Annotated in this window: 25 protein-coding genes; 14 read left to right on the forward strand and 11 right to left on the reverse strand. The window is 62.1% G+C overall.

The features are described from left to right. Positions 1-51: 51 nt before the first annotated feature. Positions 52-876 carry a shikimate dehydrogenase gene (gene aroE, locus JV241A_RS26950; protein ID WP_115084510.1) on the forward strand — a complete coding sequence of 275 codons (825 nt, stop codon included), beginning with the start codon at positions 52-54 and terminating at the stop codon, positions 874-876. Here aroE and JV241A_RS26955 read toward each other — a convergent pair. Both JV241A_RS26955 and JV241A_RS26960 read right to left on the reverse strand, forming a co-directional pair. After that, entirely contained in the window at positions 873-2,444 is a 1,572-nt protein-coding gene (locus JV241A_RS26955) for a SulP family inorganic anion transporter (RefSeq protein ID WP_134065298.1), read from the reverse strand. The two genes, aroE and JV241A_RS26955, sit on opposite strands and share 4 nt — an antisense overlap. Before the next feature lie 66 nt (positions 2,445-2,510). Then, positions 2,511-3,128: an NAD(P)H-binding protein gene (locus tag JV241A_RS26960; protein ID WP_134065300.1), complete on the reverse strand. Its 618-nt coding sequence runs from the start codon at positions 3,126-3,128 to the stop codon at positions 2,511-2,513. A gap of 77 nt (positions 3,129-3,205) precedes the next feature. Here JV241A_RS26960 and JV241A_RS26965 point away from each other — a divergent pair, with 77 nt between their 5' ends. Further along, positions 3,206-3,535, forward strand: coding sequence for a DOPA 4,5-dioxygenase family protein (locus tag JV241A_RS26965; RefSeq protein WP_134065302.1), 330 nt, complete (start codon positions 3,206-3,208; stop codon positions 3,533-3,535). Positions 3,536-3,625: 90 nt separating this feature from the next. Here JV241A_RS26965 and trpA read toward each other — a convergent pair whose 3' ends face one another. Then, entirely contained in the window at positions 3,626-4,438 is an 813-nt protein-coding gene (trpA, locus tag JV241A_RS26970; protein WP_115084504.1) for a tryptophan synthase subunit alpha, read from the reverse strand. Next, a complete protein-coding gene (gene trpB / locus JV241A_RS26975; protein ID WP_038997863.1) occupies positions 4,435-5,652 on the reverse strand; it encodes a tryptophan synthase subunit beta in 1,218 nt (405 codons plus the stop codon). Before trpB ends, trpA begins: the two co-directional genes overlap by 4 nt. Before the next feature lie 109 nt (positions 5,653-5,761). On the opposite strand from trpB, the gene JV241A_RS26980 reads away from it, so the two are divergent. Continuing rightward, positions 5,762-6,658: a LysR family transcriptional regulator gene (locus tag JV241A_RS26980; protein WP_166675760.1), complete on the forward strand. Its 897-nt coding sequence runs from the start codon at positions 5,762-5,764 to the stop codon at positions 6,656-6,658. Here the strand turns inward: JV241A_RS26980 and JV241A_RS26985 are convergent. Further along, positions 6,655-6,981, reverse strand: a complete 327-nt coding sequence (locus JV241A_RS26985) for a DUF883 family protein (RefSeq protein WP_115084500.1) — start codon at positions 6,979-6,981, stop codon at positions 6,655-6,657. The two genes, JV241A_RS26980 and JV241A_RS26985, sit on opposite strands and share 4 nt — an antisense overlap. 152 nt (positions 6,982-7,133) lie before the next feature. On the opposite strand from JV241A_RS26985, the gene JV241A_RS26990 reads away from it, so the two are divergent. Then, the gene (locus JV241A_RS26990) at positions 7,134-7,349 is read left to right on the forward strand and encodes a dodecin (protein ID WP_010222667.1); all 216 of its coding nucleotides are present in this window, start codon (positions 7,134-7,136) and stop codon (positions 7,347-7,349) included. A gap of 103 nt (positions 7,350-7,452) precedes the next feature. Beyond that, positions 7,453-7,677: a DUF1161 domain-containing protein gene (locus JV241A_RS26995; protein WP_115084499.1), complete on the forward strand. Its 225-nt coding sequence runs from the start codon at positions 7,453-7,455 to the stop codon at positions 7,675-7,677. A 75-nt stretch (positions 7,678-7,752) separates the two neighbouring features. Here JV241A_RS26995 and JV241A_RS27000 read toward each other — a convergent pair whose 3' ends face one another. After that, positions 7,753-8,757 (reverse strand): LLM class flavin-dependent oxidoreductase, encoded by a 1,005-nt coding sequence (locus tag JV241A_RS27000; protein WP_115084497.1) that lies wholly within the window; start codon positions 8,755-8,757, stop codon positions 7,753-7,755. Between the two features lie 185 nt (positions 8,758-8,942). Here JV241A_RS27000 and JV241A_RS27005 point away from each other — a divergent pair, with 185 nt between their 5' ends. Further along, complete coding sequence (locus JV241A_RS27005; RefSeq protein ID WP_093377662.1) at positions 8,943-9,368, forward strand: OsmC family protein; 426 nt, start codon at positions 8,943-8,945, stop codon at positions 9,366-9,368. A 73-nt stretch (positions 9,369-9,441) separates the two neighbouring features. Beyond that, complete coding sequence (locus JV241A_RS27010) at positions 9,442-9,675, forward strand: DUF1161 domain-containing protein (protein ID WP_038997857.1); 234 nt, start codon at positions 9,442-9,444, stop codon at positions 9,673-9,675. A 3-nt stretch (positions 9,676-9,678) separates the two neighbouring features. Here JV241A_RS27010 and JV241A_RS27015 read toward each other — a convergent pair whose 3' ends face one another. After that, entirely contained in the window at positions 9,679-10,092 is a 414-nt protein-coding gene (locus JV241A_RS27015; protein ID WP_115084495.1) for a hypothetical protein, read from the reverse strand. A gap of 53 nt (positions 10,093-10,145) precedes the next feature. Further along, a complete protein-coding gene (locus JV241A_RS27020; RefSeq protein ID WP_115084493.1) occupies positions 10,146-10,559 on the reverse strand; it encodes a hypothetical protein in 414 nt (137 codons plus the stop codon). Between the two features lie 67 nt (positions 10,560-10,626). On the opposite strand from JV241A_RS27020, the gene JV241A_RS27025 reads away from it, so the two are divergent. Beyond that, positions 10,627-11,751, forward strand: coding sequence for an aminopeptidase (locus JV241A_RS27025; RefSeq protein ID WP_115084492.1), 1,125 nt, complete (start codon positions 10,627-10,629; stop codon positions 11,749-11,751). A gap of 5 nt (positions 11,752-11,756) precedes the next feature. Here JV241A_RS27025 and JV241A_RS27030 read toward each other — a convergent pair whose 3' ends face one another. Then, a complete protein-coding gene (locus JV241A_RS27030; protein WP_115084490.1) occupies positions 11,757-12,407 on the reverse strand; it encodes an HAD family hydrolase in 651 nt (216 codons plus the stop codon). 28 nt (positions 12,408-12,435) lie between these two features. Beyond that, positions 12,436-12,984, reverse strand: a complete 549-nt coding sequence (locus JV241A_RS27035) for a gamma carbonic anhydrase family protein (protein WP_115084488.1) — start codon at positions 12,982-12,984, stop codon at positions 12,436-12,438. 91 nt (positions 12,985-13,075) lie between these two features. Here JV241A_RS27035 and prlC point away from each other — a divergent pair, with 91 nt between their 5' ends. From prlC to JV241A_RS27060, 5 genes are all read left to right on the forward strand, one after another. Beyond that, positions 13,076-15,127 carry an oligopeptidase A gene (gene prlC, locus JV241A_RS27040; RefSeq protein ID WP_010222657.1) on the forward strand — a complete coding sequence of 684 codons (2,052 nt, stop codon included), beginning with the start codon at positions 13,076-13,078 and terminating at the stop codon, positions 15,125-15,127. Continuing rightward, a complete protein-coding gene (locus JV241A_RS27045) occupies positions 15,124-15,402 on the forward strand; it encodes a YheV family putative zinc ribbon protein (protein ID WP_115084485.1) in 279 nt (92 codons plus the stop codon). The genes prlC and JV241A_RS27045 overlap by 4 nt, the downstream gene beginning before the upstream one ends. Before the next feature lie 97 nt (positions 15,403-15,499). Further along, complete coding sequence (locus tag JV241A_RS27050; RefSeq protein WP_115084484.1) at positions 15,500-16,561, forward strand: PA0069 family radical SAM protein; 1,062 nt, start codon at positions 15,500-15,502, stop codon at positions 16,559-16,561. Between the two features lie 245 nt (positions 16,562-16,806). Continuing rightward, entirely contained in the window at positions 16,807-17,526 is a 720-nt protein-coding gene (locus JV241A_RS27055; RefSeq protein WP_115084482.1) for a carbonic anhydrase, read from the forward strand. A gap of 162 nt (positions 17,527-17,688) precedes the next feature. Next, a complete protein-coding gene (locus tag JV241A_RS27060) occupies positions 17,689-19,248 on the forward strand; it encodes a SulP family inorganic anion transporter (RefSeq protein ID WP_166675761.1) in 1,560 nt (519 codons plus the stop codon). Positions 19,249-19,310: 62 nt separating this feature from the next. Here the strand turns inward: JV241A_RS27060 and JV241A_RS27065 are convergent, their stop codons facing one another. Beyond that, entirely contained in the window at positions 19,311-19,958 is a 648-nt protein-coding gene (locus JV241A_RS27065; protein ID WP_134065308.1) for a hypothetical protein, read from the reverse strand. 368 nt (positions 19,959-20,326) lie between these two features. Between JV241A_RS27065 and coxB the strand changes: the two genes are divergently transcribed. After that, on the forward strand, positions 20,327-21,454 hold the full coding sequence (gene coxB, locus JV241A_RS27070) for a cytochrome c oxidase subunit II (RefSeq protein WP_115084477.1): 1,128 nt from the start codon (positions 20,327-20,329) through the stop codon (positions 21,452-21,454). Positions 21,455-21,484: the final 30 nt, after the last annotated feature.

Here is a 21,484-nt window from a genome sequence, read left to right on the forward strand (position 1 = left end):
GCTGTGGATAACTTTCCGGCCCTGCCCGACCTTGACCCAGGAACCGCGTGAATGGACCAGTACGTTGTATTCGGCAACCCGATCGGCCACAGCAAGTCGCCGCTGATCCACCGCCTGTTCGCCGACCAGACCGGCCAGCAGCTGGAGTACAGCACGCTGCTGGCGCCACTGGATGATTTCAGCATGTGTGCCCAAGGCTTTTTCAAGCAGGGCCTGGGCGCCAACGTCACCGTGCCGTTCAAGGAAGAAGCCTATCGCCTGGTCGATAGCCTGACGCCACGGGCCAAGCGTGCGGGGGCGGTCAACACCCTGAGCAAGCTCGCCGACGGCAGCCTGCAGGGCGACAACACCGATGGTGCCGGCCTGGTGCGCGACCTGACCGTCAATGCCGGCGTGCAACTGACCGGCAAGCGCATCCTGCTGCTCGGCGCCGGCGGTGCCGTGCGTGGGGTGCTGGAGCCATTGCTGGCGCACAATCCGGCTTCGCTGGTGATCGCCAACCGCACGGTGGAAAAAGCCGAACAACTGGCCCGTGAGTTCGCCGACCTGGGGCCGGTGGCTGCCAGCGGTTTCGACTGGCTTGAAGAGCCGGTCGACCTGATCATCAACGCCACTTCGGCGAGCCTTGCCGGCGAGTTGCCGCCGATCTCCGCCAGCCTGATCGAGCCGGGTAAAACCGTGTGCTACGACATGATGTATGGCAAGGAGCCGACGCCTTTCTGCCGCTGGGCCAGCGAGCACCAGGCCGCCAAGGTCCTGGACGGCCTGGGCATGCTTGCCGAACAGGCCGCCGAGGCGTTCTTCATCTGGCGTGGCGTGCGCCCCGACACTGCCCCGGTGCTGGATGAACTGCGCCGCCAGCTGGCGCGCGGCTAATCTTTGAAGCGGATCGGGCAGTTCGCTGCCCCTTCGAGCTTGTGCAATTCCTCGATCACTTGCGGGCGCGCCCGTTGTAGCGTCAGGCTGCCGCCCGCACGGCCCAGCCGCCGGGCTTCGCGGTGGAGCATGTCGACCCCGGAATAGTCGATGAAGTTGATCTGCCGCGCATCGATCACCACCTGCGGGCCCTGGCAGCGTTGCAGGCGTACCTGCAGGTAATGGCTGGCGCCGAAGAAGATCGAGCCACCCACCCGCAGCACATCGGCATCGCCTTCACGAGACTGCTGCACCCGTGGCCGCGAAGTACGCTTGAGGTAGAAAAACAGCGACGCCAGTACCCCGGCGTAGATTGCTGTTTGCAGCTCCAGCAGCAAGGTGGCGGCAGCAGTCAGGGCCATGACCAGAAATTCCGAGCGGCTGACCCGAAATAGTGCGCGGATCACCCGACGATCCACCAGTCCCCAGCAGATCAGCAGGATGCTGCCGGCCATGGCCGGGATCGGGATATGTGCGATCAGTCCCGCCCCTGCTACCGCAAATAAAGTTACCCACAGGGCGGAAAACACTCCGGCCAAGGGCGAACGGGCGCCAGCGTCATAGCTGAGCCCGGAGCGGGTGAAGGAACCGGACGACAGGTAGCCGGAGAAGAACCCCCCGACCATGTTCGACAAGCCCTGGGCGCGGATCTCCTGATTGGCATCGATGAGCTGTTCGGAGCGTGAAGACAGCGAGCGGGCAATCGACAGGCTGGTAACCAGACCGAGCATGCCTACCGCGACGGCGCTGGGTAGCAGACGCAGGATCAGTTCCAGGTCCAGCAGTGGCAACGGGCTCAGCGGTGGCAACTGGCCGATGAAGCCGGGGACCAATTGCACGTGGCCAAAAACGCCTGGCAGCGACCAGACCAGCAAGCTGGCAACCGCCAAGGTTATCAACAGGCCGGGCCAGCGCGGGCGCATTACCTTTACCGCAACGCCCAGCAGTACGGTACCCAGGCCCAGCAACAGTGAAGGCCAATCCACCTCCCCGGCGTGATCCAGCAAGTTTTGCAGGGTTTTCAATGCCGTGGCCTGGCTGGGCAGGTTCATCCCCAGCAAGTTGGGCAGTTGCCCAAGCGCGATCACCACCGCAGCACCCAGGGTGAAGCCCAGCACCACCGATTGCGAGACAAAATTGACCAGCGCACCAAAGCGCAGCAGCCCCAGCAACCACTGAAACACCCCGGCGAGGAAGGTCAGCAGCAGGATCAGGGTGATGTAGTCACTGCTGCCAGCGACCGCCAGCGGGCTGACGCTGGCATAGAGGACGATTGAGATCGCTGCCGTCGGCCCGCAGATCAGGTGCCAGGACGAACCCCACAGGCAGGCGATCATGACCGGCACAATCGCCCCGTACAGCCCGTACTCGGCAGGCAGCCCGGCGATCAGGGCGTAGGCGATTGATTGCGGCAGCGCCAGGATCGCCCCGCTCAGGCCGACCAGTAGATCGCGGCGCACACTGGCCCGGGTCTGGCGCGGCAGCCAAGTGAGAAACGGCAGCAGTTGGTGGCGGTCGGGCCAGGCCATGAAGGGTCTCTATCGCAGGTGGAAGCTGTTCAGGGTGCGATGTCGGGCGCTTGGGTGCAAGCCGGGTCAGAAGACAAAGTTCACGTGTTCGCCGTGGTGCAGCTTCAGCTCCAGGGCATCAACCATGGCGGCCGCCACCCGGGCCAGGCGTTGCAGTGGCTCGGCCAGGCCCGGCTCAAGGGTGCCGTGGGTCTGGTGAAAATGCTCGATACCCAGGCCAGCAACCTGTTGTGGAGTATTGACCAAGGTCCAGTGCAGCGGGCTGCGCTGCAACAGGTCGACGATCTGGTCGGCGCAGGCCCGTTGCTGCTCGCTGTGCCCTTCGCTGTGATCCAGCACGTCGAAATCGCCCACCAGCAGCAGCCGGCGTATAGTTGTGCGGGCCATGCCGGCGATCAGCGCTTGGCTCATGCGCAGCTGCGCGGCAAAGTCGTCAGGCGCCAGTGCCGCCAGCAGGCAGATCACCGCCGAACCGCCAGCTACGCTTTGTTCAGCCTGATCGGGGTTGTTCAGGCCGCCGCTCTTGAAGTGCAAGCCGGGGCGTGGCGCCAGGCTGTTGAGGTCATCGACCACGGCGATCACCTCGTGCTGGCGCTTGAGCAATTCGGCCATCAGGGCGCTGCCCAGGCTGCTCAGTCCTCCGAGCAGGGCCAGTTTGAACACTGGGGTTTCGGCATTTTTCACCAGATCACTCCATTGGCGGCGGGTGATCATTTGACCCGCGCAGCGCGCTGCGGGTTCGTTATGATTCAGGAGTTTTCGTGCAGAGGATCAAGGGTTATCACGCCCATATCTACTATGACGCCAGCACCATGGAACAGGCCCGGCAACTGTGTGAAGAAGCCGCTCGGCTGTTTCCGGTGAGCATGGGCCGCATGCATCAGAAGCCGGTCGGACCGCACCCGGACTGGAGCTGCCAGCTGGCCTTCGGGCCTGAGGTGGTGGGCGTGGTGTTGCCCTGGTTGGCGTTGTATCGCCATGGGCTGGTGGTGTTTCTGCATCCGCTGACCGGGGATGAGCTGGCCGATCATCGCGATCATGCGATCTGGATGGGAGCGGTGCGACCGCTGGATCTGACGATTTTTAAGTAGTTTACGGCTCCGGGGTAGGAGCGGGCTTGCCCCGCGATTGCGATCTGTCTGATGGACCGCAATCGCGGGGCAAGCCCGCTCCCACAGGTATCAAGCCTTGCGCGCACCCCGCACACCCTGGGCCAACGCCGAGCACAGCTCGAGCACATCACCCACGGCCTGTTCGGCATTCTTGGCATTGGCAATCTTGTCCACCAGCGCCGAGCCTACCACTACACCATCTGACAGTTTGGCAATGGCAGCTGCCTGCTCTGGCGTGCGGATACCGAAGCCGACGCTGATCGGCAGGTCGGTGTGCCGGCGCAGGCGCTCGATGGCGCTGCTGACGTGTTCGGTGGTCGCTGAACCGGCACCGGTCACGCCGGCAACCGACACGTAGTAGACGAAGCCCGAGCTGCGCTCAAGCACGCGCGGCAGGCGCACGTCGTCGGTGGTCGGGGTGGTCAGGCGGATGAAGTCGATACCTGCGGCCTGGGCCGGGGTAGCCAGCTCGGCATCATGCTCTGGCGGCAGGTCGACGATGATCAGGCCATCCACGCCCACTGCCTTGGCCTGGGCCACGAAGGCCTCGACACCAAAGCGGTGGATCGGGTTGTAGTAGCCCATCAGCACGATCGGCGTGGTCTGGTTGCCGACGCGGAACTCGCTGACCATCTGCAGGGTTTTCGCCAGGGTCTGGCCGGCTTCCAGGGCGCGCAGGGTGGCGAGCTGAATTGCCACGCCGTCGGCCATCGGGTCGGTGAACGGCATGCCCAGCTCGATCACGTCGGCGCCAGCAGCCGGCAGGCCTTTGAGGATCTCCAGCGAGGCATCGTAGCCAGGGTCGCCGGCGGTGATGAAGGTGACCAGTGCGGAGCGGCCTTCGGCCTTCAGTTCGGCGAAGCGTTGTTCAAGACGGCTCATGCCTGTTTCTCCTGGGCGGCCATATGGCTCATCACGGTTTGCATGTCTTTGTCGCCGCGCCCGGACAGGCACACCACCATCAGGTGATCCTTGGGCAGGGTTGGCGCGCGTTTGATCGCTTCGGCCAGGGCATGGGAGGTTTCCAGGGCCGGAATAATGCCTTCCAGGCGGCAGGTGGTGTGGAACGCGGCCAGGGCTTCGTCGTCGGTGATGCTGACGTACTCGACGCGTTTCACTTCGTGCAACCAGGCGTGTTCAGGGCCGATGCCGGGGTAGTCGAGGCCGGCGGAAATCGAGTGGGCGTCGGTGATCTGGCCGTCGGCATCCTGCAGCAGGTAGGTGCGGTTGCCATGCAGTACGCCCGGCACGCCACCGTTGAGGCTGGCGGCATGCTTGTCAGTGTCCACGCCATGGCCACCGGCTTCGACGCCGATGATCTGCACGCTGGCGTCATCGAGGAAATCGTGGAACAGGCCCATGGCATTGGAGCCGCCGCCGACGCAGGCGATCAGGCTGTCGGGCAGGCGCCCTTCCTTGGCTTGCAGCTGTTCGCGGGTTTCTTTGCCGATGATCGACTGGAAGTCGCGGACCATTGCCGGGTACGGGTGCGGACCGGCCACGGTGCCGATCAGGTAGAAGGTGTCGTCGACGTTGGTGACCCAGTCACGCAAAGCCTCGTTCATTGCGTCCTTGAGGGTGCCGGTACCGGCGGTGACCGGGACGATTTCGGCGCCCAGCAGCTTCATGCGGAACACGTTGGCTTGCTGGCGCTCGATGTCGGTGGCGCCCATGTAGATCACGCAAGGCAGGCCGAAGCGTGCGGCGACGGTGGCAGTGGCCACACCGTGCATGCCGGCGCCGGTTTCGGCGATCAGGCGTTTTTTGCCCATACGCTTGGCCAGCAGTACCTGGCCAATGCAGTTGTTCACCTTGTGCGCGCCGGTGTGGTTGAGCTCTTCACGCTTGAAGAAGATCTTCGCGCCGCCGCAATGTTCGGTCAGGCGTTCGGCGAAATACAGCGGGTTGGGCCGGCCGATGTAGTCGCGCTGAAAGTACGCCAGTTGCTCGAGGAACTCCGGGTCGGCCTTGGCCGCCTCGTATTCGCGGGCCAGGTCGAGCACCAGCGGCATCAGGGTTTCTGCCACGTAGCGGCCGCCGAATGCGCCAAACAGGCCGTTGGCATCGGGGCCGGCGCGGAAGTTGGTCTGGGTCATGGGTCGCTCCAGGGCGGTAGTGAAGTCGGGAATGGCTTTACTCTAACCACGACACGCGCAACTGAAAACCGATAAGATTGCGACAACATGTCAGGAAAACTCACACGTCATGCGCCAGGACCTGCCTCCCCTCAATGCCCTTCGGGCCTTTGAAGCCACTGCCCGGCTCAACAGCGTCAGCCAGGCGGCCGAGCAGCTGCACGTTACCCACGGTGCGGTAAGCCGGCAATTGAAGGTGCTTGAAGAACACCTTGGGGTGGCGTTGTTCGTCAAGGAAGGGCGCGGCCTTAAACTCACAGATGCGGGTGTGCGTTTACGCGATGCCAGCAGCGACGCGTTCGAGCGTCTGCGCGGGGTGTGCGCCGAACTGAGCCAGAGCAGCGCCGATGCGCCGTTCGTCCTCGGCTGTTCCGGTAGCTTGCTGGCACGCTGGTTCATCCCGCGGCTGGGCCGGCTGAAGGCGGACCTGCCGCAACTGCGCCTGCACCTGTCGGCCGGTGAAGGTGATCTCGACCCGCGCCGCCCGGGGCTGGACGCCCTGCTGGTGTTTGCCGAGCCACCGTGGCCGGCGGACATGCAGGTTCATGTGCTGGCCCAGGAGCGCATTGGCCCGGTGCTCAGCCCGCACTTCCCCGGCTTCAACCGCTTGCAGCAGGCGCCGGCTGAGGCGCTGCTGGCTGAAACACTGTTGCAGACCACCTCTCGCCCGCAAGCCTGGCCAAGCTGGGCCGCGCAGCAGGGTATAGACCCGCAGGCGCTGCGCTACGGGCAGGATTTCGAGCATCTGTATTACTTGCTGGAGGCGGCAGTGGCGGGGCTGGGTGTGGCGATTGCACCGCAACCGCTGGTAGCCGACGATCTGCGGGCCGGCCGTCTGGCTGCACCCTGGGGATTTTGTGAAACACAGGCCGCGCTGGCCCTGTGGGTGCCGCGACGCGCCGCAGACGGGCGCGCCGAGCAGTTAGCCGGCTGGTTGCGCGCCGAGCTGGCGCGCCAGGCCGCTTAGTTACCGCGTTTGCACAGCAGGTACGCGGCCAACAGGCCGAGGGCGCCAACGGCGACACCGGCAGTGGTCCAAGGGTGCTCCTGGGCATAGTCGCGGGTGGCGAGGCCAGTCTGGCGGGTCTTGGTTTTGACGTCTTCGTAGGCATCGCTGAGCAGGTTGCGCGAATGGCGCAGGGCATTCTCGGCGTTGCCCTTGAGCGTCTTCAAGGTTTTGCGCGACTCATCCGAGGCATCGTCCTTGAGGCTTTCCAGGGACTTGAGCAGGCTTTCGATTTCCGCTTCCATGCTTTGCAGCGAAGCTTTGCGCAGCGAGGTGTTGGCCATGGTGACTCTCCTTCGAGGTTGAGTTGAGCTGTGTAGTTTCCGACTACAGGGTGTTGGGAAAGTGCAGTCGAACTTTTAGCGGTATTTACCCCTCGCAGGTAAATCAGCCCGGCGCTGCTAGGCTCTATCTCACATTAAAAAAGGAGGTTGCCATGTCAGATCACCACACCTACAAGAAAATCGAGCTTGTCGGCTCGTCGCCTACTTCCATTGAAGAGGCGATCAACAACGCCCTGGCCGAGGCAGGCAAAAGCATCAAGCATCTTGAATGGTTCGAGGTGGTCGACACCCGTGGCCATATCAAGGACAACAAGGCCGCGCATTTTCAGGTCACGCTCAAGGTGGGCTTTCGCATCGTCAATAGCTGAAGCGGCGACACTGGCTTGTGCGGGTCAATTGCGTTACACAGTCTGAGGCGCCCGGCCCTCCTGGCGCCCTTCTCTACTTTGATCTGAACAAGGAAAGCGATCGATGAAGAAGTTAGTAGTAGCGATAGGTTTGATGACGTTGGCGGGTACCGCGTTGGCGGCCGGCAAGCCATGTGAAGAGCTCAAGAGCGAAATAGCAGCCAAGCTCGATGCCAAAGGCGTCAGCGGCTATTCGCTGGAGATCGTCGATAAAGGCGCTGCCGCTGGTGGCAAGGTCGTGGGTAGCTGCGAAGGCGGTACCAAGGAAATCGTCTACAAGCGCGGCTGATCGATATTGAATCCATCGCGGGGCAATCCCGCTCCTACCTGATTGTAGGAGCGGGATTGCCCCGCGATAGGGCCCTCAGCCGCCCAGCACCGTCTGCGCCAGCAGCTCATAAGACCGAATCCGGTCCGCATGCTCATACAGATCGCAGGTAAAGATCAGCTCATCAGCCTCGGTTTGCTCCAGCAGCACCTCAAGCTTGGCGCGGATTTTCTCTGGGCTACCCACCATCGCCAGGCCAAGGAAACTGCCCACCGCTTCACGCTCATGAGGCAGCCACAGGCCGTCCATGGTCTCTACCGGCGGACGTTGCACCAGGCTTTGGCCGCGCATCAGGGCGAGGATGCGCTGATACACCGAGGTGGCCAGGTAATCAGCCTGTTCATCAGTCTCGGCCGCCACCAGGGGTACGCCGAGCATCACGTAGGGCTTGTCGAGCACGGCCGAAGGCTGGAAGTGGTTGCGGTACACACGAATCGCTTCGTGCATGTAGCGCGGGGCGAAATGCGAAGCGAAGGCGTAGGGTAAACCGCGCATTCCGGCCAATTGCGCACTGAACAGGCTCGAACCCAGTAACCAGATCGGTACTTCAGTACCGTATCCCGGCACGGCAATGACTTTCTGATCCGGTGTGCGCGGGCCCAGGTAACGCATCAGTTCTTCGACATCATCGGGGAAGTCGTCCGCACTGCCAGAGCGTTCGCGGCGCAGGGCGCGGGCGGTCATCTGGTCGGAGCCGGGTGCGCGCCCCAGGCCCAGGTCGATACGCCCGGGGTAAAGACTGGCCAGGGTCCCGAACTGTTCGGCGATCACCAGCGGCGCATGGTTGGGCAGCATTACCCCGCCGGCGCCAACGCGAATGGTCGACGTACCACCGGCCAGGTAACTGAGCAGTACCGAGGTTGCAGAACTTGCGATGCCATCCATGTTGTGGTGCTCGGCCACCCAGAAGCGGTTGTAGCCAAACTTTTCGACATGTTGCGCCAGGTCCAGCGAATTGCGCAGGGACTGCGCCGGGCCGCTGTCGGCACGCACTGGTACCAGGTCGAGGGTGGAGATCTTGATATCCGCAAGTCGCTTCATGGGCGTTTGAGCCTCCTGGGCAGTCGATTGGCCGAAATAACCCAACGGCCTTTCTAGCTCTGTATGGGCACATCTGCAGGAATCAATGCCAGGGTTTGTAATCCGTCTGAACTTGCCTGAGTCAAGGATCTCTGAATTTAAGGCAAGGCGCGATATCACGCGTCCCACGGAGCTCAGGAGGCATTATGAAAAAAACAGCATCGGCTATCTGGCAAGGTGGCTTGAAGGACGGCAAGGGCCTGCTTTCTACGGAAAGTGGCGCCCTCAAGCAGAACCCCTATGGCTTCAACACCCGCTTCGAGGGCCAGCCGGGCACCAACCCGGAAGAATTGATCGGTGCGGCGCATGCCGGCTGTTTCTCCATGGCCCTGTCGATGATGCTCGGTGAGGCCGGATTGACCGCAGAACGCATCGATACCATTGCTGAAGTGACCCTCGACAAACTGCCAGATGGCTTTGCCATTACCGCCGTGAACCTGATCCTAAAGGCCAAGGTGCCCGGGGCCAGCGAAGCGCAGTTTCTTGAGATCGCCAACAAGGCCAAGGCCGGTTGCCCGGTATCGAAAGTGCTCAACGCGAAAATCAGCCTGGATGCGACGCTGCTGAGTTAAGGCAGAACCGGGACGCGCTTCTTGTGGTCAAATGAGGGTCGGTAGAACGTCTGCCGCCACAAGGAGCTGTCCCATGATCCGTGTTGCAATCGCTGTGCTGGCTTCGCTGCTGGCAACGTCTGCGTTGGCCGCGACCAAGAACTGTGAAGAGCTCAAGGCCGAGATTGAGGCGAAGATCCAGGCCAACAACGTGAGTTCCTACACCCTGGAAATTGTCAGCAATGACGAAGTCAAAGACCAGAACATGGTGGTTGGCAGCTGTGAAAACGGCACCAAGAAGATCATCTATCAAAAGAATGATCGCTAGGTATCAGGGTGTGCAGAAGATGTCGTTCGATTCCTCGGCCACGACCTTGCGCTGAGCGTCATAGAGGTAGGCGCTGGGCTGCATGGCCGGTGCCCGGGCTTCCAGGCGGTAGCGCTGACCGGCCTCGAAATGGGCGAATTTGACCGTCAGGTAACAGGTACGCTCGGTCGGGTCGGTGCTGAAACCACCGGAGTAGATTTCGTAATCGAACCTCACCACCAACTCGTGTGCGCCGGGCGTGACCTGGAAGAACCGGCCATCGGTCAGGCGCTGGCCATCAAGCCGTTCGGCCATCACCAGTTTGCCCGGTGTGATGGTGTAAAGGTCGACCCAGGCCTGCTTGTTATCCACAGGTGGCAGGGGGCTGGCGCAAGCTCCCAGGGTACTGATTGCGAGCAGCATCATAGGCTGGCGCATGGCGAACTCCGACGTGCGGGTTACAAAGCATAAGCATAGCGCCATTCACGCCTTTAGGTACGCTGGCAGCCCGCCGGCTGGCCTTTGCCGACCACTTTGCGCTGTTCGTCATAGAGCTTGGCCCAGGGGCGGAATCCGATGCTGCCGGCCTCAAGCTGATAACGCTGGCCGGCACTGAAATCCTTGAACTTCACATTCAGCTGGCAATCGCGCCACAGCGGCTCGTCGACCGGGCCGATATTGCTTGGGGTAACCGGGAAGAGATAGCGCACGGTCAGCTCATGGCTGCCTGGCGGTACCTCGAAATAGCGTTTGTCGGCCCAGGCACGTTCGTCAATTTCCATGGCATGCAGGGTGTCATCCTGGCCCGGTGCGAGGTCGATCCAGGCCTGGTTGGGGTCGGGATCGGGCAGGCCGGCGCAGCCGGACAGAAGCAGAAGACCGCTGATGACAAGCAGTGTACGCATGGCAAAACTCCAGCCGGGCAGGATAGTCTTGAAGCTGACGAGTACTTGAGCGGATGACGGGATACGAATGCTTCGACTATTTTTTTTGTTGCGCTCAAGTCATGTGTCACTCGACCACATTTTTCGCTACTTGGTTCCCTTCCTGGCCATTGGACTGCTGAACGGTTGCACCAGTGTCAGTTACTACGGGCAACTGGCCAGTGGTCAGTGGCAGTTGTTGCAGGCACGCCAGCCGGTCGCCGAACTGGTAGCCGACCCGGCCACCGACAGCGCATTGCGCCAGCATTTGTTGCATGCCGAGCAGGCCCGGGCCTTCGCCAGTGCGCGTTTGAAGCTGCCGGACAACCGCAGTTACCGGGTGTATGCCGACATCGGCAGGCCCTATGTGGTCTGGAATGTGTTCGCCACACCGGAGTTTTCACTTGAGCCGCAAACCCATTGCTTCCCCATCGCCGGCTGCGTTGCCTACCGCGGTTATTACAGCCAGGGTGCGGCGCGAGGAGCGGCGGCGCTGCAGAAACAGCAAGGGCTGGATGTGTATGTGGGTGGCGTTGAGGCTTATTCGACCCTGGGTTGGTTCGACGACCCGATCCTCAGTTCGATGCTTGGTTGGGGCGATGAACGCCTGGCCACGGTGATCTTCCATGAGTTGGCCCACCAACGGGTCTATGTGCAGGACGACACTGCGTTCAACGAGTCCTTCGCCACGTTTGTCGAGCAGGAAGGTACCCGTCAATGGCGAGCGGCGCGGAGTCTGCCAGCGCTGGCCGAGGCTGGCAGCCAGCAGCGCGAGCAGTTCGTCGGCTTGGTGCTGGCCAGCCGCGAACGGCTCAAAGCCTTGTACGCGGCGCCGCTGACCGAGCCCGCCAAGCGCGCTGGCAAGCAGGCCGAGTTCGAACGCTTGCGCCGTGAGTACCGGGCCTTGCGCGATAGCCAATGGGGCGGTGTCGGGCGCTATGACGCCTGGATCAATGCGCCGATGAACAATGCCAAGTTGCTGCCCTTTGGCCTGTATGACCAGTGGGTGCCGGCGTTTGCGCAGCTGTTTGCCGAGGTGGGGGGCGATTGGCAGGTGTTTTATCAGCGAGTAGAAGCTTTCGGGCGGCTGCCCCTTGAGCAGCGTCAGCAGGCGCTGAAAAGCATCGCGGGGCAAGCCCGCTCCTACAGTGGGAGCGGGCTTGCCCCGCGATAGGGGCCTCAGCCGCGCTGAAAAGCCTGATGCAGTTCCGCCAACGTAGCAAAGTGATAAGCCGGCTGCTCCGCTGTCAGCTCTTCATGGCTACCAAAGCCATAACCCACCGCTACCGCTTCCAGGCCGTTGCTGCGCGCGCCGATCAGGTCGTGCTTGCGGTCGCCGATCATCAGGGTGTGCGCAGGGTCCAGGGCTTCTTCGGCCAGCAGGTGGCGGATCAGCTCGACCTTGTTGGTGCGGGTGCCGTCCAGCTCGCTGCCGTAGATCACCTTGAAGTGCCGGGCAAAATCGAAGTGCCGGGCGATCTCGCGGGCAAACTCCCAGGGTTTGGAGGTGGCGATGTACAGGGTGCGGCCCTGCCCTTGCAGGGTTTCGAGCATTTCACTGACGCCGTCGAACACCTGGTTCTCGTACAGGCCGGTGACCTTGAAGCGCTCGCGATAGAAGTTCACCGCGTCCCAGGCCTTGGCCTCATCGAAGTCATAGAACTGCATGAACGCCTGCAGCAACGGCGGGCCGATGAAGTGTTCCAGGCGCGTCAGGTCCGGCTCATCGATGCCGAGCTTGGCCAGTGCGTACTGGATCGAGCGGGTGATGCCCAATCGCGGATCGGTCAGAGTACCGTCGAGGTCGAAGAGGATGTTTTGCTGGTGCATGGCAGTCTCGAATAGGCTGTGGGCAGGTTCACTCGGGCAGGTGGTAGCCTTCGGCCAGGTGCTGATCCTTGAGTTTGACGTAGTTGCCGGCGCTGTAGGGGAAGAACGCGCGCTCCTTCTCGGTCAGGGCGCGAGCTTGTTTGACCGGGCTGCCGACATAGAGAAAACCGCCTTCCAGGCGCTTGCCCGGAGGCACCAGGCTGCCAGCGCCGATGATCACTTCGTCTTCGACGATTGCACCATCCATGATGGTGCTGCCCATGCCGACCAGGATGCGGTTGCCCAGGGTGCAGCCATGAAGCATGACTTTGTGACCGATGGTTACTTCATCGCCGATCAGCAGCGGGAAACCATCCGGGTTGAACGGCCCGGCATGGGTGATGTGCAGCACGCTGCCGTCCTGGACACTGGTGCGCGCGCCGATGCGGATGCGGTGCATATCGCCGCGGATCACCGTCAATGGCCACACCGAGCTGTCGGCGCCGATCTCGACATCGCCCAGCACCACGGCACTGCGGTCGACAAAGGCACGCTCGCCAAGCCTGGGAGTGTGATGCTGGAAGCTACGGATGGCCATGATAGGAATTCTCTTTGGTATGGATAGGGCTGCGGTCGGCGTCGATTGTAATTAAGATGGGGAAGTGTTTCTTCTGCCAAGGTGTTTAACCGTGAGTGCGAACAACCCGCTTCTGCAGTCTTATGACTTGCCGCCCTTCTCGGCGATCCGTGCCGAGCATGTGCAGCCGGCGATTGAACAGATCCTGGCCGACAACCGTAAAGCCATTGCCGACATCCTCCAGGCCCAGGGCAAGCACCCAAGCTGGGCCGGCCTGATCCTGGCCATGGACGAACTCAACGACCGCCTGGGCGCCGCCTGGAGTCCGGTCAGTCACCTCAATGCCGTGTGCAACAGCGCCGAACTGCGTGAAGCCTACGAGGCCTGCCTGCCGGCGTTGAGCGCCTACGCCACCGAAATGGGCCAGAACCGCGAGCTGTTCCAGGCCTATGAAGCGTTGATCGCCAGCCCCGAAGCCGCCGGCTTCGATGTGGCGCAAAAGACAATTCTCGAACACGCCCTGCGTGACTTCCGCCTGTCGGGTATCGACCTGCCGGCCGATAAGCAACAACGTTATGCCGAAGTTCAGAGCAAGCTCAGCGAACTGGGCAGCCGCTTCTCCAACCAGCTGCTGGACGCCACCCAGGCCTGGACCAAGCACGTCACCGACGAAGCGGCACTGGCCGGCCTGACTGACTCGGCCAAGGCACAGATGGCTGCCGCCGCCCAGGCCAAGGGCCTCGATGGCTGGCTGATCAGCCTGGAATTCCCCAGCTACTACGCGGTGATGACCTACGCTGAAGATCGCGCCCTGCGCGAGGAAATCTACGCCGCCTACTGCACCCGCGCCTCCGATCAGGGCCCTAACGCCGGCCAGTTCGACAACGGTCCGGTGATGGGCGAGATCCTCGATCTGCGTCAGGAACTGGCTCAGCTATTGGGCTACCAGAACTTCGCCGAGCTGAGCCTGGCGACCAAGATGGCCGAGTCCAGCGATCAGGTGCTGAGCTTCCTGCGTGACCTGGCCAAGCGCAGCAAGCCGTTTGCCACCCAGGATCTGGCCCAGCTCAAGGCCTATGCCGCCGAGCAGGGGTGCCCGGACCTGCAAAGCTGGGACAGCGGTTTCTATGGGGAAAAACTCCGTGAACAGCGCTACAGCGTTTCCCAGGAAACCCTGCGTGCCTACTTCCCGATCGACAAGGTGCTGACCGGCCTGTTCACCATCGTCCAGCGCCTGTACGGCATCGAGATTGCCGAGCTCAAGGGCTTCGATAGCTGGCATCCGGATGTGCGCCTGTTCGAAATCAAGGAGCACGGCCAGCACGTCGGGCGCTTCTTCTTCGACCTCTATGCCCGTGCCAACAAGCGCGGCGGTGCCTGGATGGACGGCGCCCGCGACCGTCGCCTGACCGCTGACGGCCAGTTGCAGAGCCCGGTGGCCAACCTGGTGTGCAACTTCACCCCGGCCGCCCCTGGCAAGCCGGCGTTGCTGACCCACGACGAAGTCACCACCCTGTTCCACGAGTTCGGCCATGGCCTGCATCACCTGCTGACCCGTATCGAGCATGCCGGTGTTTCCGGTATCAACGGTGTGGCCTGGGATGCGGTCGAGCTGCCGAGCCAGTTCATGGAAAACTGGTGTTGGGAGCCTGAAGGCCTGGCGCTGATTTCCGGCCACTACGAAACTGGCGCAGCCCTGCCCCAGGATTTGCTGGAGAAGATGCTGGCGGCGAAGAACTTCCAGTCCGGGCTGATGATGGTTCGCCAGCTGGAATTCTCGCTGTTCGACTTCGAACTGCACGCCAGCCACGGCGACGGCCGCGGTGTACTGCAAGTGCTCGAAGGCATCCGCGACGAGGTCTCGGTCATGCGCCCACCTGCGTACAACCGCTTCCCCAACAGCTTTGCGCATATCTTCGCCGGTGGTTATGCGGCCGGTTACTACAGCTACAAGTGGGCTGAAGTGCTGTCGGCCGACGCCTTCTCGCGCTTCGAAGAAGAAGGCGTGCTCAATGCCGACACCGGTCGCGCGTTCCGCGAAGCGATCCTGGCCCGTGGCGGTTCCCAGGAGCCGATGCTGCTGTTCGTCGACTTCCGTGGCCGCGAGCCGTCAATCGATGCACTCTTGCGCCATAGCGGCTTGAGTGAGGAAGTGGCGGCATGAGTGATGGGCCTGTGATAACGAAAAAGCGCTTTATCGCCGGGGCGGTCTGCCCGGCGTGCAGCGAGCCGGACAAACTGATGATGTGGAGCGAAGACAGCGTTCCGCACCGTGAGTGCGTGGCCTGCGGGTTTTCCGACACCCTTAACGAGCAAGGGTTGTCGGTGCCCAAGGAACTGGGGACCCGGGTCAACAAGGTCGAGGTGAAACCGGCTGCGGCTACGGTGCAGACGGTACAGTTCTTCCCTAATCCGAAGTTGAAGAAGTCAACCGAGTAAACGCGCCAGCGCCAGCGTTTTCGGCTGGTGCCCAGCGGTACTGGAATCGAACGCAAGCCCCGTGTACTGTATATAAAAACAGTATTCGGGGTTTTTCATGTTCAATCCTCAAGGACCGGTGCGGGGTCGTGGCACCGCGAGCAATCCCCATAACCGCTTCGCCCCGAATCGCTCGGTGGCCGAGGATGACGGTTGGTACCAGGAAGTGCCCCTGACCCAGGGCACTGAAGTACGCATCGAAACCGCCAAGAGCATCATCACCCGCAACAACTCGCCCGACCTGCCTTTTGATCGTGCGATCAACCCTTATCGCGGCTGCGAGCATGGCTGTATCTACTGCTATGCGCGGCCCAGCCATGCCTATTGGGACCTGTCGCCGGGGCTGGACTTCGAAACCAAGCTGATTGCCAAGACCAACGCCGCCGCCGTGCTCGAACAGCAATTGAGCAAGCCGGGCTATGTGTGCGCGCCGATCAACCTGGGCTCCAACACCGACCCCTACCAGCCCATCGAACGCGAGCAAAAGCTGACTCGCCGACTGCTGGAAGTGCTGCTGCGTTATCGCCATCCGGTCACCATTGTCACCAAAGGCTCGTTGATCCTGCGTGACCTTGACCTGCTTGCCGAACTGGCCCAGCAGCGTCTGGTGCAGGTGATGATCAGCCTGACCACGCTGGACGACGAACTAAAACGCACCCTGGAGCCCCGGGCAGCAGCACCCAAGGCACGGCTGCGGGCAATCCGGGTGCTCACTGAGGCTGGTGTTCCGGTGGGGGTGTTGTGCTCGCCGATGATCCCGATGATCAACGACAGCGAGCTTGAGCACTTGCTCGAGGCGGCCAAGGCCAACGGCGCCCTGAGCGCGGCCTACATGATGTTGCGCCTGCCGCTGGAGGTCGCGCCGCTGTTCGAGCAATGGCTGCAGGACCATTACCCGCAACGGGCCAATCATGTCCTGAGCTTGATCCGCCAGAGTCGCGGTGGTGAGTTGTACGACAGCCGCTTCGGTGCGCGCATGCGCGGCGAAGGGGTATTTGCCGAGTTGCTGGCGCAACGCTTCAGCAAGGCGATCCGCCGCCTGGGGCTGAACCGGCGCGAAGGCTACGCGCTTGATTGCAGTGCGTTTTGCCCCCCTGGCGGGCAGATGTCACTGCTCTGATTTCAATAATGGGTATTGGCCATTAATGTTTTTTTGATATTATCCTGGCAACTCTTTGAATCTCTGGAACGCCCGTACTAGAGCCTCGCAATTCAGTTTGAGTTAAGTTTCGCCGAGTAGCGTAGGAATTCAGCCAGCAACTGATGTGATTGTTGGCGCGCGTATTTCATCCAACTGTCATACGCCGTTTGAATCATCAACCCGGTAAAATGGACTTAACCTAAAACCGTCAAAGAGGATGAATCATGCCCGTCAAGGACCCATCCAAGGCCGTCCCGGAAACCCCCACCGAGAGCGCCGATGCCGCCCTGAAGCATATCGTCGACGGCTTTCTGCGGTTCCATCACGACGTTTTTCCCGAGCAGCAGGAGCTGTTCAAGAAACTCGCCACCGCGCAAAAGCCCCGTGCGATGTTCATCACCTGTGCCGACTCGCGCATCGTGCCCGAGTTGATTACCCAGAGCTCCCCTGGCGATCTGTTCGTGACCCGCAACGTCGGTAACGTCGTGCCACCTTACGGGCAGATGAACGGCGGCGTATCCACCGCCATCGAATATGCTGTGCTGGCCCTCGGCGTACACCACATCATTGTCTGCGGTCACTCCGATTGTGGCGCCATGCGCGCGGTGCTCAACCCCCAGAGCCTGGAGAAGATGCCGACGGTCAAAGCCTGGCTGCGCCATGCCGAGGTCGCCCGCACGGTGGTCGAAGACAACTGCTCCTGTGGCAGCGAGCATGAAAGCATGCAGGTGCTGACCAAGGAAAACGTCATCGCCCAGCTGCACCACTTGCGCACCCACCCTTCGGTGGCCTCGCGCCTGGCGGCTGGCCAGCTGTTTATTCACGGCTGGATCTACGACATCGAAACCAGCCAGATCGAAGCCTACGACGCGGCAAGCGACAGCTTCCTGCCCCTTGCCCAAGGTCAGCCGATCCCCTGCGCAACACCCAGAGGACGCTACTAAGCGTTCCAGACACCCCCGCGAATAGCTGATTGACGGCCGCACCTGCCTGGTGCGGCCTGGTCATCGGCTGCCTTGAATTTCCCTGACTGCCTTGCCGGCGCCCGCTGGCGGTGTGTGCCTGCGCGTGTGTCAGGGGTTGTGCCAGCGGCCATTGGAATGGCCATGAATCGTGAAAGAAGGAGTGACAGGGTGAACAAGACACAAGTGAAAGCGGCTTTGCCGCGTGAATTGCTGGCCTCGGTGGTGGTGTTCCTGGTCGCCCTGCCCTTATGCATGGGCATCGCCATTGCCTCGGGCATGCCGTCGGCCAAGGGCCTGATCACCGGGATCATCGGCGGCATTGTCGTCGGTTGGCTGGCCGGCTCGCCGTTGCAGGTCAGCGGTCCGGCAGCCGGCCTGGCGGTGCTGGTGTTCGAACTGGTGCGCCAGCATGGCGTGGCGATGCTCGGCCCGATCCTGCTGTTGGCCGGCCTGCTGCAATTGCTCGCCGGGCGCTTGCGCCTGGGCTGCTGGTTTCGGGTCACGGCGCCGGCGGTGGTGTACGGCATGCTCGCCGGTATCGGCGTGCTGATAGTGTTGTCCCAAATGCATGTGATGTTCGACAGCGCCCCCCAACCCTCGGGCCTGGCCAACCTGCTGGGCTTTCCGGCAACCCTGACTCAGGCGCTGCCGTTGGAAAGCCGGGGCAATGGCTGGCAGGCCGGTGCGCTCGGGCTTGGCACTATTGCCATCATGTGGGCTTGGGAGCGCTTGCGCCCGCAGTCGCTACGATTCGTTCCGGGGGCCTTGCTTGGCGTGGCCTTGATGACCGCAATCAGCATCTGGCTGGCATTGCCGGTGAACCGCGTCGAAGTGCCGGCGAACCTGAGCGAAGCCATCGACTGGCTGCGCCCGACTGACCTGCTCAACCTCGCCGACCCGAACCTGCTAGTCGCCGCCTTCGCCCTGGCCTTTATAGCCAGCGCCGAAACCCTGCTCTCTGCCGCTGCGGTCGATCGCATGCATAACGGCCAGCGTTCGGACTTCGACCGTGAACTGTCGGCGCAGGGGCTGGGCAACATGCTCTGTGGGGTACTCGGTGCGTTGCCGATGACCGGGGTAATCGTGCGCAGCTCGGCCAACGTCCAGGCCGGCGCGCAGACGCGCCTGTCGGCGATCCTGCACGGGGTCTGGTTGCTGGCCTTCGTGGTGGTGTTGAGCAGCGTGCTGCAGCAGATTCCGGTGGCGAGCCTGGCCGGTGTGTTGGTCTACACCGGGGTCAAGCTGGTCGACTTCAAGGCCTTTCGCGGGCTCGGGCGCTATGGACGCATGCCGATGTTGACCTATGCCGCGACTGCGCTGGCAATCATCTTCACCGACCTGCTCACCGGCGTGTTGCTCGGTTTTGCCCTGACCCTGCTGAAGCTGGCGCTCAAGGCCGCACGCCTGAAAATCAGCGTGGTCAGCCTTGATCAACCGGGCCATCTGGAGCTGCGCCTGAGCGGCGCGGCGACCTTTCTCAAGGTGCCCGCGCTGGCCCAGGTGCTTGAAGGCATTCCGCCCGGGACCACCCTGCATGTGCCACTGGCCAACCTCAGTTACATCGACCACTCCTGCCTGGAGCTGCTCGAGGACTGGGGGCGGGCCAACGCCGGCAAGGGTTCGCGGTTGCTGATCGAGCAGCGACGACTCAAGCGCCGGGTCGAGGGGCGAGTGCGCACGACGGCGGGGTTGGGGGCCTGAGGTGATTCATCGCGGGGCAAGCCCGCTCCTACCGGGAGCCGGCTTGCCCCGCGATGCTTTTTTCAAGCCGGCTGATCCAGCTCCAGGCCCACACCCAACTGCCGCGACAGGCATGGCCAGCGCTTCCAGGCTTCGCCAGTGTCCGGGCTGCTGAGCTTGTCGCGGTACTGTTCGACTGACTCCAGGGCAAAGCTCTGGTCATTGAGCATCTCATCCACCGAGTGGTGCACCACTTCATCCAGCTGGTTGGCAAAGTCTTCACCAATCAGTTGATGGGCGATCAGGTTGGCCACGGTGGTGTCCAGCGGGATCAGCGGCTGGTTGAAGTGCTTGATGTACAGATCGTTAACTTCTTCCACCAGGCGGTGGGCCAGGTAGGCCTCATCCAGCAGGCAGCCCAGGCCCAGGTGGGTATTGGTGATGGTGGGCGGTTGCAGGAAATACTGTTCGGCGATTTTCAGCACCGGTTTGATCTGCGACTCGATGCCGGCTTCGCGGGCAACGTCATTGGCCGCTTCCAGCAATTCCGGAACCTGATCGATATAAGCGCCGACGAAGCGCGCCAGGGCGCCTTGGGCATCGGCCTCTGGCAAATGGATTGAAGGATGCAGGTGGGGCAGCTGTTTTTCGAGTTGCTCTTTCAGTTGGCCGGTTTCGGTCTCATGTTGACGGGCACGGGTGATCTGCTCGCGCAAAGCGGCGATGTTCATGACAACTCCAGGGTAAAGGCGTGACAAACGGAAGACATAAGGTAGCTCGGTTCTGAAAATGGCTAAGACGCATTTGGCATAACCATTAACAACTTAATATTCGCCAATTATATCGAAATGCCATCATTGTGCCCCAAGCCAGGTAATTCGCGGCTTTGCGCGCAAACGTTCAACTTCTTCTGATGTTTTCCTTGCGCGCGTTGCGAGGCCGGGGTCGCTGTCTATACTCCGGTTTGAAAGTGATTCGCTGATGAGGCCCGACTGCAGTTCGCAGGGGCTCGGTCGTCGAAGTTCGCAGTCTTGGCCGCCGTACCCTTAGCCGTAGGTCCACGCCTCCGGGATAACAAGAACGATAAGGGGAACCCGCAATGATGCGACATCCACATGTCTGGATGGGCCTCCTGTTGTGGTCGGTATTCGGTCAGGCGCACGCCGCCTGGACCGTGAACATGGCGCCAGGGGCGACTGAAGTCAGCAACGCAGTGTTCGACCTGCACATGACCATCTTCTGGATCTGCGTGATCATTGGTCTGGTGGTCTTTGGCGCAATGTTCTGGTCGATGATCATCCACCGTCGCTCCACCGGCCAGCAGCCTGCGCATTTTCACGAGCACACCTGGGTCGAGATCATGTGGACGGTAGTGCCGTTCCTGATCCTGGTGGCCATGGCCATCCCGGCGACCAAGACCCTGATCGATATCTACGACGCCAGCGAATCGGACGTCGACATCCAGGTCACCGGTTACCAGTGGAAATGGCATTACAAATACCTGGGCCAGGACGTCGAGTTCTTCAGCAACCTGGCCACCCCCGCCGAGCAGATCCACAACAAAGCCCCCAAGGATGAGCACTACCTGCTCGAAGTCGATCAGCCGCTGGTGCTGCCGGTGGGGGCCAAGGTGCGCTTTCTGGTGACCGCCGCCGACGTTATCCATTCCTGGTGGGTGCCGGCCTTTGCGGTCAAGCGTGACGCCATCCCCGGCTTCGTCAACGAAGCCTGGGCCCGGATCGAGAAGCCCGGCATCTACCGCGGCCAATGTACCGAATTGTGCGGCAAGGACCATGGCTTCATGCCGGTGGTGGTCGAGGTTAAGTCCAAGGCCGACTACGACACCTGGCTCGGCGAGCGCAAGGCCGAAGCGGCCAAGCTCAAGGAGCTGACCAGTAAGGAATGGACCCTGCAAGAGCTGGTCGAGCGCGGCGACAAGGTCTACCACACCACCTGCGTGGCCTGTCACCAGGCCGAAGGCCAGGGCCTGCCACCGATGTTCCCGGCGCTCAAGGGGTCGAAGATTGCCACCGGGCCGAAGGAAGATCACCTGAGCATCGTCTTCCACGGCAAGCCGGGCACGTCCATGGCCGCCTTCGGCAAGCAGCTCTCGGAAGTCGATATCGCCGCCGTGGTGACCTACGAGCGTAACGCCTGGGGCAACAACAAGGGCGACATGGTCACGCCAAAAGACGTGCTGGCGATCAAACAGGCAGAAAGCAAATGAGCCGGGTTGACGCGTATCCGCGCCCCAGCC

Origin of the sequence: Pseudomonas sp. JV241A, from assembly GCF_900275665.1 — a bacterium.
GTDB classification, from domain to species: domain Bacteria; phylum Pseudomonadota; class Gammaproteobacteria; order Pseudomonadales; family Pseudomonadaceae; genus Aquipseudomonas; species Aquipseudomonas wadenswilerensis.